General features: G+C 35.7%; 11 protein-coding genes. 5 read left to right on the top strand and 6 right to left on the bottom strand.

Annotation, left to right across the window (positions count from 1 at the left end; all coding sequences use genetic code 11):
* Positions 1 to 154: 154 nt before the first annotated feature.
* On the bottom strand, positions 155 to 349 hold the full coding sequence (locus ACFILZ_RS02520; RefSeq protein ID WP_375610069.1) for a hypothetical protein: 195 nt from the start codon (positions 347 to 349) through the stop codon (positions 155 to 157).
* 163 nt (positions 350 to 512) lie between these two features.
* Positions 513 to 641, bottom strand: coding sequence for a hypothetical protein (locus ACFILZ_RS02515; protein ID WP_375608568.1), 129 nt, complete (start codon positions 639 to 641; stop codon positions 513 to 515).
* A 902-nt stretch (positions 642 to 1543) separates the two neighbouring features.
* Between ACFILZ_RS02515 and ACFILZ_RS02510 the strand changes: the two genes are divergently transcribed.
* A complete protein-coding gene (locus tag ACFILZ_RS02510; protein WP_375606445.1) occupies positions 1544 to 2899 on the top strand; it encodes an L-cystine transporter in 1356 nt (451 codons plus the stop codon).
* A gap of 7 nt (positions 2900 to 2906) precedes the next feature.
* Here the strand turns inward: ACFILZ_RS02510 and ACFILZ_RS02505 are convergent, their stop codons facing one another.
* The gene (locus ACFILZ_RS02505; RefSeq protein WP_375606444.1) at positions 2907 to 3785 is read right to left on the bottom strand and encodes a methyltransferase; all 879 of its coding nucleotides are present in this window, start codon (positions 3783 to 3785) and stop codon (positions 2907 to 2909) included.
* Between the two features lie 196 nt (positions 3786 to 3981).
* On the opposite strand from ACFILZ_RS02505, the gene ACFILZ_RS02500 reads away from it, so the two are divergent.
* Together ACFILZ_RS02500 and grxC are read left to right on the top strand one after the other, a co-directional pair.
* On the top strand, positions 3982 to 4767 hold the full coding sequence (locus ACFILZ_RS02500) for a ComF family protein (RefSeq protein WP_375606443.1): 786 nt from the start codon (positions 3982 to 3984) through the stop codon (positions 4765 to 4767).
* 46 nt (positions 4768 to 4813) lie between these two features.
* Complete coding sequence (gene grxC / locus ACFILZ_RS02495; protein ID WP_375606442.1) at positions 4814 to 5071, top strand: glutaredoxin 3; 258 nt, start codon at positions 4814 to 4816, stop codon at positions 5069 to 5071.
* 17 nt (positions 5072 to 5088) lie between these two features.
* Here grxC and ubiG read toward each other — a convergent pair whose 3' ends face one another.
* Positions 5089 to 5832 carry a bifunctional 2-polyprenyl-6-hydroxyphenol methylase/3-demethylubiquinol 3-O-methyltransferase UbiG gene (ubiG, locus tag ACFILZ_RS02490; protein WP_375609070.1) on the bottom strand — a complete coding sequence of 248 codons (744 nt, stop codon included), beginning with the start codon at positions 5830 to 5832 and terminating at the stop codon, positions 5089 to 5091.
* 189 nt (positions 5833 to 6021) lie between these two features.
* On the opposite strand from ubiG, the gene ACFILZ_RS02485 reads away from it, so the two are divergent.
* On the top strand, positions 6022 to 7278 hold the full coding sequence (locus tag ACFILZ_RS02485; RefSeq protein WP_375606440.1) for an aspartate kinase: 1257 nt from the start codon (positions 6022 to 6024) through the stop codon (positions 7276 to 7278).
* A gap of 1217 nt (positions 7279 to 8495) precedes the next feature.
* On the opposite strand, the gene nhaA is transcribed toward ACFILZ_RS02485, so the two are convergent.
* Both nhaA and ACFILZ_RS02475 read right to left on the bottom strand, forming a co-directional pair.
* Positions 8496 to 9857: a Na+/H+ antiporter NhaA gene (gene nhaA, locus ACFILZ_RS02480; protein ID WP_375610070.1), complete on the bottom strand. Its 1362-nt coding sequence runs from the start codon at positions 9855 to 9857 to the stop codon at positions 8496 to 8498.
* A gap of 148 nt (positions 9858 to 10005) precedes the next feature.
* Positions 10006 to 11712 carry a hypothetical protein gene (locus ACFILZ_RS02475; protein ID WP_375610071.1) on the bottom strand — a complete coding sequence of 569 codons (1707 nt, stop codon included), beginning with the start codon at positions 11710 to 11712 and terminating at the stop codon, positions 10006 to 10008.
* A gap of 354 nt (positions 11713 to 12066) precedes the next feature.
* Here ACFILZ_RS02475 and ACFILZ_RS02470 point away from each other — a divergent pair, with 354 nt between their 5' ends.
* Entirely contained in the window at positions 12067 to 13839 is a 1773-nt protein-coding gene (locus tag ACFILZ_RS02470) for an SLC13 family permease (RefSeq protein ID WP_375610072.1), read from the top strand.
* Positions 13840 to 13932: the final 93 nt, after the last annotated feature.

Genomic DNA, 13932 nt, shown 5'->3' with positions numbered 1-13932 from the left:
AATACAAAAATTTAGTTGTTGTACAGGTAAGCTGCAAATACTTATTTTGTTCGCTAAACATAGAGTGGGCTGCTTAACTTTTTGTTGCTTCCATTTTTTATTAGCCAGATCTTATAAGGATTCTTATCCCTTTTTTTATCATTATACGATATAATTACACTGTCATTATGCAGACAATAGCTGTATTTTTAAAACGGGTAAGGAAATGACATGTTATTATTTTTTCTGGACGCATAATTTGTTCTTTTCGGTTAATGGGAGTTGGAGAATCTAGAAATTTTTTTCCATATTCAGCCATCAGATCATGAAAGTCTTCTGCAAGTTTTGCGAGAAAAACATCTTTTTTCAATGAATCAAATGAGTATTGTATTTGATTAGTGAGCAGATCTTCATCTTTGGATTATTTGCCAAACAACAGCAAAACGTCCACAAAAGGCAAGTATTGTGTGATAATGCTTTAAAATATCCAATTGTGGAGGTTCAATTTGTAGTTCTATTAAATATTTTTAAAATCATACCTTATCATATTCTACAGATGTAACAGGTTTTGTCTTACTTTGAAAGACTTTTATAACTTCTTTTGCTATTTCCTTTTTTTCACGATATTCTAAGTCTTTATGGTTTTGACTGATAAAGTTCATTGTACGGATTCAAATCGTTCACTTTAGTATATCCAAATGATATTAATACAGCAAACAAAAGTATCAATAGAGAAGATACAACAATAAATGTTATGGTACGCTTCATGAGTAATTTAACTCCTTATCTTCAATAAATAGACCGATATTAAATACGTCTATGATGACGATTGATATCATTTAGTTTTGTTATATCAACAGGATATATGGTATTTTTGTTGGTATTGTGTTTTAGGGTGTGTTGAGTAATGTTTTATATTATTAGTTGTATTGCATTTTATAGGTATTGTGGTTTTCGAAGTCTTCACATTTGAGATTTTTTTGTTATTGAGAGGGCATATTTTTATGTCTATAAAGAGAATTTCGAAAAACAAAAAAGCTTCCATTGAGAGCAGAGAAAGAATGTGTAAAAGGTGTTATCCATAAAATAATTATATTTGAAGTGCTGATCAAAATTGTTGAGAGTGCCGTCCATAAAATTGGCAAGAGTGGCTTGATCTTGTATTTTTCAGAAAAGTTATGAATGTTCGATTATTAATTAACCATTGTTTGGAAAGCTCTTTTCAATTCAAAGAGCAAAAGAGAGTGATAAGGGCATTTAGAGTGATAAGATATGTTGGAGTTATTCAGTATTAAGATGCTATGAGTGCTGTTTATATTTCTCTTTTTAAATTATTTAATGAGAGTATAAATTTAAATAATAGGAAAATAATTTTATTTATTTTCTTTAAACATTTATTAGTAGATAAAAAATTCTCTTTTAATCTATAAATTGAAAAATAATGGTTTTGTAAAAACCTTGTAAGTTTTATACTTTAACTTTCAAATATCATGCATTGATTTTGAGGTATGTATGTTATTTACATCAATCATAAACAATAGTGGATATAGACTGGGCATAGACAATGACATTTAATTTTTTTATCAATTTATTTCTATTTGTTATTTTTTTATTGTGGATTGCTCAGAGTAAGAGAATGCAATGGAGTCTTTCACTCCGTGTTATGCTAGGGCTTATCCTTGGCTTGATTTTTGGTAGTATTTTACAGTTTGTTTATGGAGAGGGTGAAGGCACTTTATTGAAATCCGTTGAATGGTTTAACATTGTTGGTGAAGGCTATATTTTATTGTTACAAATGATTGTTATGCCACTGGTTTTTGTCTCTATCGTTTCAGCGGTTGCTCATTTACATTCTGTTTATGCTGTTGGAAAGATGAGTATAATAACAATTTCAATATTGCTTTTTACAACGGCTCTTTCAGCATTGGTTGGCGTGCTTGTGGTTAATTTCTTTGGATTAACAGCAAATGGTTTGGTGCATGAAGGGCAAAATGTTTCTGCTATTCTTGAAGGTCATATTTCTCAACTTGGAGATATGAATATACCAAAGATGATTTTGTCTATGATTCCTAAAAATCCATTTGCTGAATTGAGTGGAGCTAAACGTACGTCAATTATCAGTGTTGTGATTTTTGCGTCATTTTTAGGTGCAGCGGTTCTTCTTTTAAAGAAAGATGAGCCAGAAAAAGGAGAAAACGCGCTTTTATTTATTCAAGTGGCACAAGCTTGGATTATGCGGTTGGTCCGTATAGTGATTGCTTTGACGCCTTATGGTATTTTTGCTCTTATGACGAAAGTAGGAGCGATATCACGTATTTCAGATATTTTAAATTTACTGGTTTTTATTATTGCCTCTTATGTCGGTATTATCTTAATTTTTGGTATTCATGGTGTACTGCTTGGCATTTCTGGGATTAATCCCTTTCGTTTTTTCAAAAAGGTTTTACCGGTTTTAACATTTGCTTTTAGCAGTCGTTCAAGTGCTGCAAGTATTCCTTTGAATATTGAAGCGCAAACGCAGTGGATAGGAGTTCCGCAATCCATTGCGAGTTTTGCAGCTTCTTTTGGGGCAACAATTGGACAAAATGGTTGTGCCGGTCTTTATCCAGCGATGCTTGCGACCATGATTGCACCCTCTATGGGTATTAATCCTCTTGATCCTACTTGGATTGCTACGCTTGTTGGGATTGTAACGTTGAGTTCTATTGGTGTTGCTGGTGTGGGGGGAGGGGCTATCTTTGCTGCATTGATTGTTTTACCAATTATGGGATTTCCTGTTACTTTGGTTGCTGTACTCATCTCTATTGAACCGCTAATTGATATGGGACGTACTGCTCTAAACGTGAGCGATTCAATGGTAGCTGGAACAATTACCAGTCAAATGTTACGAACAACGGATAAAAGTATTTTAAAAAAATGATTTTAGGTTATGTTTTTTTAGATTGTAAAACATCTGTAAGAGATATTTGCGCTGAACCAGGTTGTAGGGGTTTTTGTTGATTGGGGTGAGGGGCCCAACCAGAGAGCCAGATGAAAGAAAAATGTGCACGAATACGTCCATCAGGATCACTAAATCGTTGTGCATAGATTTCAGCTGCGCGGAGAAAAAAACGTTTGGATACAGGGCGTCGTGAACGATTTATGTGTGCATTTTGCATTCCCATAGCTTTAAGATCGTGCATAAGATCAAACATTGTATTATAACGTATTGTGATATCTTCAACGTCTGCTACAGGAAGGGCAAAGCCAACACGCTGTAAAAGAGCGCCTGCATCACGAATGTCGGCAAAAGGGTAGACCCTAGGGCTTGCTCCATCATAAATTTCACTTTCAGCTTGCAGCAGGCTTTCGCGCAATTCTCTTAATGTACCAGCTCCTGCCATAACAGCAAGAAATAAGCCATCTGGTTTAAGAGTATTTTTTATCTGGCTTAGAACACCAGGGGTATCATTGGTCAATTGTAATGAAAGAAGTGAAACAATAAGGTCACAGTAACTTTGAGGTAAATCAAGAAATTCTCGATGACGTAAATGAAATTTTTTATCATGGCTTTGATAAAGTGTATCGGTTTCAATACGTTCTATGGAACAAACTTTTCCAGACTTCATTAAAGCTTGCGCAGCAAGGTCTGTATGGCTGTGTAAATCGAGAGCTAATGTAAAGAGGCGATCAACAGTACTAAGACGTTTATAGAGATCTTCTGCTATGTGAGAGAGTAAAAAGTCATATCCTTTTTTTGCTTTTTGGAAAGCGCGTTTGCGGAATTGTTCAATGCGGTTATGATCAAAAATTAAAGGATGCGACATATTGTAGAACACTTTCTCTCTATGAAAGAATATATTTTGAAAAGGTTCATTATTTGTGCAAGCTCTGTCAAGTTTATAATATGAAAGAAAATAAATTTATAGAAGGTAAGAGTTTTTAAAGGAATTAAAATTATAAATTGAGGAAATACAAAGGAACTTTTGTTCTACGGGGAACTTGTAAAAGCCTAGATTTATAATGTTGTACTTTCGAGAAGCGGCGTTAAATAGCAACGATATACTAAGTAAATGCATTGAACGCTTGAAAACAATGCTTTATCCCCCAATTTGTCCTGGATGTAAGCAAAATGTTTCTACTTATGGTACGATTTGCTCCGAATGTTGGAAAGAACTTCAATTTATCACAAAACCTTATTGTCCTGTTATGGGGACTCCTTTTGTTTGTGATATGGGGGAGGGGTTTCTCAGTGGTGAAGCACTTCGTAATTCTTATCCTTTTTCACGTGTTCGCTCGGTCATTGTTCATAAGGGGCTTGCACGAACTTTAGTAACGCGTTTAAAATATGGTGATCATATAGAATTGGCATCATTTATGGCCAAGTGGATGATGTTTGCTGGACGCGAGGTTATTGATGATTGTGATGTTATTATCCCCATTCCATTGCATTTTCGTCGTTTTTGGGAGAGGCGTTATAATCAATCTGCTGAGCTTGCACGTTATATTGCAGAATCACAAAAAAAGCTTTTAAAACCGGGGTGGCTTGTTCGTTGTCGGCATACCCGTCCGCAGGTTAGTCTTTCTTCAAGAGAGAGAAAACTTAACGTAAAAAATGCTTTTAAGGTTTCGCATAAGGTTAAAAAATACCTTAAAGGATGTTCTGTTTTACTGATTGATGATGTTTTTACAACGGGTGCAACAGTTACGGCAGCAGCCTCTGCATTAAAAGATGCAGGTGCACGACAGGTTGATGTGCTAACATTTTCGCGTGTCCTCAAAGAAGATTCTATTTATCCCTCTTCTTAAGAGAAACTTGAAGTGAATATTATAAAAAATATTGGAGGAAACTATTATGAAAGAGATAATAATTTATACACGTCCCGGTTGTCCTTATTGCATAAAAGCTCGTGATTTACTTGATAAAAAAGGCGTAAAATATACAGATATTGATGCTTCTACATCCCGTCGCCAAGAAATGGTACAGCGCGCAAATGGACGTAATACATTTCCGCAAATTTTTATAGGTGATTATCACGTGGGCGGTTGTGATGATCTTTATGCTTTAGAGGCTGAGGGAAAGCTCAATTCTTTATTACAAGGCATACAATAGTTGTAAATGAGATATTCTTAAGACCGTTTTGCGAGAAGGAGGTAGTTAACGTCCATGTCTTTTGAGCGATTCCAGCTGTCGTTTAATGGGTTATAAGTAATACCTATCTCATCAATGACAGCTAGAGCATTTTGTGATAAGAAATTTTTAAGTTCTAGAGGTTTTAGGAATTTTTTATAATCATGTGTTCCTTTAGGAAGCCAACGTAGGATATATTCAGCGCCTACAATAGCAAGCCCCCATGCTTTCCATGTGCGGTTGAGTGTCGAGACAAACATCAACCCTTGTGGTTTCAGCATTTTTGCTGTAGCTTCTATGAAGAGATTAACGTCAGCGACATGTTCAACAACTTCCATATTAAGGATGATATCAAATTTCTCTCCTTCGTTGGCGAGTGCTTCTGCCGTAGTGGTACGGTAATCAATTAAAAGATCATTTTGGGTTGCATGAATTTTTGCGACTTCAATATTCGTTTGTGAAGCATCAACGCCTACGACCATAGCGCCAAGACGTGCCATTGGTTCACATAACAAGCCTCCTCCACAGCCAATATCAAGAATTTTCAAATTCTCAAAGGGTGTAAGTGAAACAGGATCACGATTAAACTCTAAACAGATTTTTTCTCTGATGTAAGCAAGGCGTGTTGGGTTAAATTGGTGAAGAGGTCGAAATTTTCCTTGTGGATTCCACCATTCTGTAGCAATACGTGAAAAGTGATCAATTTCACTTTGATCAATAGTTGTCCGCGTTTTATCTATCATTTTGCTTTCCTTTTATTTTTTAATGATCACGTCAAGTAGATTTTATAAAAAGTCAAGAGAAATTAATATAATCATAATGAAACTTGCACAAATGATAGATATTCGCTATGTCGAGTAAATGATTAGTTGATAGAGCATCTTATTCTCATTACCGTTTGAGATAAGAGATGTAAAGATAGAGTATTATTAATGGCGCGCATTGTCATGAAATTTGGTGGAACATCTGTAGCAAACATTGAATGTATTCATAATGTTGCACGGCATGTCAAAAGAGAGGTTGATGCAGGTAATGAGGTTGCCGTTGTCGTATCTGCAATGGCTGGTAAAACCAATGAACTTGTTCAGTGGACGTGTGATGCTTCGCCTATACATAGAGATGTTCGTGAATATGATGTTGTGGTTGCTGCTGGTGAACAGGTTACTTCTGGTTTGTTGGCTTTGACACTTCAAACAATGGGCGTGAATGCACGTTCATGGCTTGGTTGGCAAATTCCTATTCATACAGACAATGCGCATGGCCGTGCACGTATTACTGATATTGATGGATCTTTTTTAATAGAGCGTTTTCAGGAAGGTCAGGTTGCTGTTATTGCTGGTTTTCAGGGGGTAACTCCGGATAATCGAATTTCTACCTTAGGACGTGGGGGATCAGATACAAGTGCTGTTGCTATAGCAGCGGCTGTACAAGCTGATCGCTGTGATATTTATACGGATGTGGATGGTGTTTATACAACGGATCCACGTATAGAACCGAAAGCGCGTCGTTTACCAAAGGTAGCTTTTGAAGAGATGCTGGAAATGGCTTCTCTCGGTGCAAAAGTTTTACAGGTTCGTTCTGTTGAATTGGCAATGGTTCATAAGGTTCGTACCTTTGTGCGTTCAAGTTTTGAGGATCCTGATGCTTTAGGCATGGAGGATCCAATGAGTTCTTCTGGAACACTTATTTGCGATGAGGATGAAATTGTGGAACAACAAAATGTTACTGGTATTGCTTTTGCTAAGGATGAAGCACAAATTTCCCTTCGTCGGCTTGCCGATCGTCCAGGGATTTCGGCAGCAATTTTTGGCCCCTTGGCTGAAGAGCGCATTAATGTTGATATGATTGTGCAAAATATTTCTGAAGATGGCTCAAAAACTGATATGACTTTTACGGTACCATCAGCAGATGTAGAAAAAGCCGTTGCTCTTCTTGAGAAAAATCGTAAAGAAATTGGATTTGATGTTCTCCAATTTGAAAGCGATCTTGCCAAGGTTTCTGTGATTGGTATTGGAATGCGCAGCCATGCAGGTGTTGCTGCTACAGCTTTTAAGGCTTTGGCTGAAAAGGGTATTAATATTCAAGCAATCACCACCTCAGAAATTAAAATTTCTATTTTGATTGATAGTGCTTACACTGAACTTGCGGTTAGAACATTACATGCTGTTTATGCTCTTGATAAGGGGTGAGCATTTTTTAGTTTCAACAAAGTTTCAATAACGTAAAGCTTTAATATATATTAATAATTTTTATTAAGGATAACTTATATTTTGAACTTAAATGAGAACTATTCAATACAGAAAAATGCTCTCATTTTAAACTTATTCATGATCTTGAAAACGGGAAGACAGTTTAACTCTGGGAGACTATGAAGTTGTAAAGGTAAAAATCAATACTCATCTTTACGCTTATAAAGGAGAAAGCGAGCCGCACTAAGGTTATTTTCAGTTTCCAGTATTGTGCAACTTTTGCTTTGAAATAAGGAAACCTTCCGGTATTTTGCTTTCTTACCCGAGTGATAAGACGATAAATGATCCTTAAAAATATATTTGCCCAAAAAATAATATGTTTTTTAAAGAAGGCTAGGATTAAAGCTGTTGATAATACTGACAATAAAGTCAGTAACGAAAAGATGGATTTGTTGGAAAAATGAGCTACGGGATTACTTAACTAATTATTGGGTCTGCTTGCTATGTTGACGTTATAAGTGATAGGTGAGGTTGGAAGAACTGTTGTGGCTATAAAGGGCAGTAAAAAACTTATATTATTTCAATAAATTAACGTCTATATACTTTATTATAAAAACAGCAGCTTGTAAGAATTGTGATGATGGAGTTAAGGTGTTTGAAACAACTCTCTATGATTTTTATACACACAATTATGGTGAGAAAGTTATTTTGTGTTGATTAACTCAATATACCTTATTCATGTGCATTGAGTAGCCAAGATCTTAATGATAGCTTCAAATGAAGATATATTATTTACATTACTATTAATTATTGTTTCTTATTTTTTCGTTATAATTAAATATAACATATTGATTTATAATAGGAATTCATTGTTTCTTCATAGTGGATAATAGCTTTGACGAAAGATCGCTTCTCCTATCACAAATCCCTTTATATTAAATCAATTAAAATTATTTCTGTATACGCTACAAGTGGGACTGGTATGTGAGTAAACTTTATTGAAGAAAGGAGTAAAAACGTCTCTTACGAATTCTCTCAAGTGTCAAAAGTTGTTGCAACATGAGAGGTTGGCAAATAGTATGATGATGTCAGTTTACATCTTCATAGATGTAAAGATGAGGTAAAACAACGGCTTTTACGTTCAATATTGTCCAAATCCAACAAATGAATAGAATTACTTTTTAAAAAGCTCGTATAAAAGTCTATTTTTAGTTAGTTTATTGGGAACTATGAGCAACGTCTTTATTGCGCTTAATATAAATAAATCCATATCCTAGACCGATAAGAGCAGATAAACCAGAGCCACAAAGTACTCCAATTTTTGCAGCATCAAGAAGGATAATATTTTTAAAAGCAAGCATTGAAACAAAGATAGACATTGTAAAGCCAATTCCTGCTAAAAAACCAATGAGTAAAATACCTGTCCATGTCATATGAGGAGGGAGGCGGCATAGACCTGATTTTACAGCTAGATAACTGGCAGTGATAATGCCAAGCGGCTTACCGATGAAAAGCCCAATAACAACACCAAGAACAATCAAGAATGATTTATCGGAAGAAAGGTCAAAGTTTGCAAAACTTACTCCTGCATTTGCGAAGGCAAAAATCGGCATTACACCGTATGCAACCCATGGATGCAATGCTTTCTGAACACGGGTTACTGGAGCAATTATGGCACGCTGTCCTTTGCGCATTTTTTTCAATGCGGTTGAAATATGATGGAGATCTGTTTTAATATTTTTTTCTTGAAGAATTTGCATAGCATTGCTGAGCGTGGTGAGTGGCGCTACAAGAGTTCGAGTAGGAAAAACGGGAGTCATCATCCCTAAAATTACACCAGCAAGTGATGGATGAACGCCTGTTACCATTAAACCCCACCAGATGATTGCACCAGGTAAAATGTAAAGCCATGCTGATGCAAGTCCAATCCATTGAAAGAATAGCACTAGAGCAATACCAGCTCCTGCAATCATTAAACCACTAAGATCAATGTTTGTTGAGTAGAAAAAAGCAATAATAAGAACAGCTATAATATCATCAATAATTGCGAGTGATAGAAGAATGATATGAAGATTAGAAGGAATTTTTTTTCCAAGAAGAGCAAGAATACCGAGAGCAAAGGCAATATCTGTTGCTGTTGGTACGGCCCAACCATGTATATGCCCATCATTAAAGTTGAAGATAAAATAAATAATTGCAGGGAAACAAACGCCCCCTATTGCAGCAACAATTGGTAAGATTGCTTGTTTAAAATCGGAAAGAGCACCTTCATGAATCTCGCGTCGGATTTCCATTCCTGCAACGAGAAAAAAAATAGTCATAAGGGCATCATTAACCCAAAAATGCAAATCCCATGAAAGAGTGAAGTGCCCCAAATTAAAACCAAGAGGTGTATGCCAAAAAGATTCATAGAGATCAGCATATTTAGAATTGGCAAAAATGAGTGCAGAAGCAGCAGCTAATAAAAGAACAATACCACTAAGAGCTTCAATATGGAGAAAACGCTCGATAGCAGAAAGCGCTTGATTGGTGACACGAGAAGCGCGATTAGGCAAGCGATTTGAAGATAAATCAGACATGAACAACTCCAAGTATCGACAATTTTATAATTCTATATTCTCTTATGTAAATGACTCTGTGTGAAGCCTTCTGTATCATATAAAAGCAAAAAGAGGAATAAAGTTCTTAATTTATAGACAAGATCATCATGTTTAAAGCACAAAATGTTCAAGGCGATGCTTCATTTTTAATAGTGAGATCTACTTTGCTTAAAGCCTTGGATAGATCATTTTGTAAAGCAGATTCGAGATCAATTATTGTGAGCCCTTTATTATCTTTTGCTTTAATTTTAACACTCAATGTTTGCGGATTTTTAGCAAATTCACCTAAGGATTTTGAAATTTTTTCTGCTTCGTCATGATTTTTTAACAGAATGTTAGGGGTCTGCGTCATCATTAGATAGAAATCGTCATAGAGTTCCTTTTTAAGATCATGTTTGCTGTCATTAAGAGTTTGCGCAAGATAAGAAAAAAGCTTATCAATGAAACCTGCATCCTTATATTGTAGATCGATTTCATTGATGCCAAGGTCTTGAGAAGCAGCAATCATTACATTTTTCTGACCAGAAAAAAGCTTTTCATCAACATCAATAACCTTGGCTGATATGTACCCAGATCCAACGTCTTTCATATCGAAAGACATTGCATCAAGAAGGAGCATACGTTTTTTTTCATCATAAGAAATATCAATTTTTCCTGAAATATTAAAGCGCTCAAAGTTCAAATTTTTGAAGAGTTCTAAGTCTTTTTCATTCATTTTTTTAGGTAAAACGGAAAGGTTATTGAGGGAAAGAAAAAGTTTTTTAGGGATAGGTTGTTTCCACAAGCTTGGTTTGAATTGGAATGATTCGAGTGTTGCTTTCAACTGTGGTATATCAACGGTGACGTTATCAACTTTGGCATCGGCTGAGGTAATGGCGAGCAATATGTTTAGAAGTAGACCATTTTGTGCTATTTTTTCAGCGGTTTTATTATTCTCTTTTTTTGCATTAAGATAAGCTTTGATCAATTTTTCAGGAGTTTGTTCAAGTGGCTTCATCTTTAAACCAGATGTTTTAAACTGTTGGAGAAAGAAAGAGCTGTTTTTTTCTGCTTCTTCAAAAATATCAACGCTTATATTATTCAGAGCAATGGGACCAGTAACGGTTTTACCTTGATTGAGAGTATTGTTTTTTCCAAAGATGATAGAATAGGCGTAGTTGATGTCGATGTCATGGGCTTTTATTGTATCACTTTTAGCCATAATCTGCATCTGTTTGGCACCATTGACTGCAACTGTTTTAAGATCCATACTTTTGATACTAACTGAACGGATATGGCCATTTCTAAAATCAGAAAGCTGGAAATTATTGACTTCAACCGTTTCTATTTGCTTATTTTTATTTTCTATAGAAAGTTGTATATTGGGAGCAATAATTGAGGAAAGCTCAATACGCATCATTGATTGTAAAAGACGTGATGTTATCGTTCTATCTTTTTCTTTTAAAGATACACTTCGAAGAGAAATTTGGGGAATTTGCACATGAATATTATTATGCTTTAAATCAACATTATAGAGTGTGAAAGTTCCAGGAATAAAGGAAAGAGGAGGACGGGCAGAAATGGCACCAATTTTAAGTGATGTACCAGCTGGAACAGGTATTGTCACATTCTTCAAATTGATTTTACCTAGAATGCTTACTTCAGATGTTTCGGCTTTTATGGAATGACGGGCTATTTCTTTTCTTACAAAACTGTCAAGATAGGGTTTTGCAATATAAAATCCACCAACCATTATAATTGCCAAGATAGCAACAAATCCAATAATGCAAGTGAGCCAATATCTGAGGTTACTTTGATACCCACTATTAAGATTGACCATTCTTTCTTCTTTCATTTTTATCACTCTTTGAATTGAGAGTGAAGATAAATTCTTTTAAGCAACGACAAAGGTTTAAATATAGCGTGTACCAGTTTCAACAATTATCTACGCTCTATATTAGAGTTATTCTCATCTTTTTTGCAATATAGCTTTATCAACTTTTATCAATTTTCTTTGGGTTCAGCACTTTATAGAAAAGCACGCATAATAAGGAGAGGCAAGTTTATGCGCATCATAATTTTTTATCACTTTAAAATTATCCTAAAATATTTCGATGTCTGCTTTTATCTTGCTGCTGTTTATAGGAATATTTAAAACATAAAAAATATGTTCTTGTTCATTATAATTTAATGGGGAGAGGTAAGTGTTATGACAGAAAATCAAATAATGGCTTTTTCGATCATTGGTCTCATGATGGTTGTTTTTATTTGGGATCGATTTCGTTATGATCTTGTTGCTATTTGTACGTTATTAATAGCTTGTGCTCTTGGTCTTGTCAGTCCGAAGGAAGCTTTTAGCGGTTTTAGTAATGATATCGTTATTATCGTGGGGAGTGTGTTTGTTGTCAGTACAGCCGTATCGCGCTCTGGTATAATGGAATTTATTATTCAACGGGTATGGCCAGATGTGAAATCGGTGCGTCTTCAATTAGCTTTTTTGGTTATTTCTGTTGTCGTGTTATCAATGTTCGTTAAAAACATTGGTGCTTTGGCTATTATGCTTCCGATAGCTTTTCAGTTTGCTCGTCGTTCTCAGGTTTCTCCTTCTGTCTTTTTGATGCCCATGGCCTTTGGTTCTTTATTGGGGGGGCTTATGACACAGATAGGAACATCTCCCAATGTTGTTATTTCAGCGATGCAAGAACGCTTAGCAGGAACACCTTTTACGATGTTTGATTTTACACCAGTTGGTGCGGTTATTGCGACGGCTGGTGTTTTATATTTGGTTCTTTTTTATTGGCTTTTGCCTGTGCGTGTGCGTTCAGGTGTATCGTTTGATGATGCCATTGATATTCGTAATTATGTTGCAGAAGTGCATATTCCAATAAATTCACCGATTGTGGGAAAAAATATTGTTGATTTGGTTAAGCCATCAAGTGGTGATGTTATGGTGATTCAAATCATCAGAAACAAAGTATCTATTTCACCATTACCAGATTTTGTTTTGTCTGAAAATGATATTATTTTGCTGGAAGGATCACATACAGGGTTAGATAGCGTGATGAACTCTGCTCGTTTAGAGTTTTCTAAAGGGCGAACTATTGCTGCAGGTGATAAGGACAGTGATATTGATATTATTGAAGCCGTCATTACCCATAATTCACCTCTTATCGGTATTAGTGCGAAAGAGTTTTCCTTATTTGATCGCTATAATGTAAATTTGCTTGCGTTAAGTCGTCAGCATGAAAGGGTGCGGGGAAGACTTGATGATATTATTTTCCATCTTGGAGATGTGATTGTTTTGCAAGGACAGGATGCAGTTATTCCAAATTTGTTAAGGGAATTGAAATGCTTACCCCTAGCAAAACGAAATATTGTGTTTGGAAATTTACGACATGGTTTCATCTCTTTAGCTGTTTTATTTATAGCAATTATTTTTACAGCTTTTCATATTGTTCCAGTCGCTTTTTCTTTCTTTTCTGCTGCTGCTGCAATGGTGATCTTTCGTGTTTTGCCAGCGCGTGATTTGTATCAGGCATTAGATGGTCCAATATTAGTACTATTAGCGGCTCTTATTCCAGTGAGTGAAGCGTTAGAGAAAACAGGATGTACGGAGCTCATTGGTCAATGGCTGAGCCAATTGGCAATATTTTTCCCGCCATCCGGTGCTTTAGCGCTTATGTTGGTGACAGCTATGTTGGTTACGCCATTTTTGAATAATGCAGCAACAGTGATGATGGTAGCACCAATTGCGTCAAGTTTTGCTCATTCTCTCCATTATAAGCCTGAAGCTTTTTTAATGGCTGTTGCAATCGGTGCAGGTTGTGAATTCCTTACACCTATCGGACATCAAAGCAATATGCTCGTGATGGCGCCAGGAGGATACCGTTTTAGTGATTATCCACGTTTGGGTGCTCCATTGGCGGTGTTGATCGTTATTATTGCTGTTCCAATGCTTATGTGGGTTTGGCCATTACAATAAGATATTTTCAGAAGCTTTGAGTATCTATTACAAAAGGTTATTAATTGTATAAAGATAAATTGAAGGGATACACTTTCTTTGGCAAAATTTTAT

It is taken from the genome of Bartonella sp. AP40SXNS (genome assembly GCF_042195825.1).
Classification (GTDB): Bacteria; Pseudomonadota; Alphaproteobacteria; order Rhizobiales; family Rhizobiaceae; genus Bartonella.
Note: the sequence above shows the minus strand (reverse complement) of the source record. Positions and strands in the feature narration are given on the sequence as shown.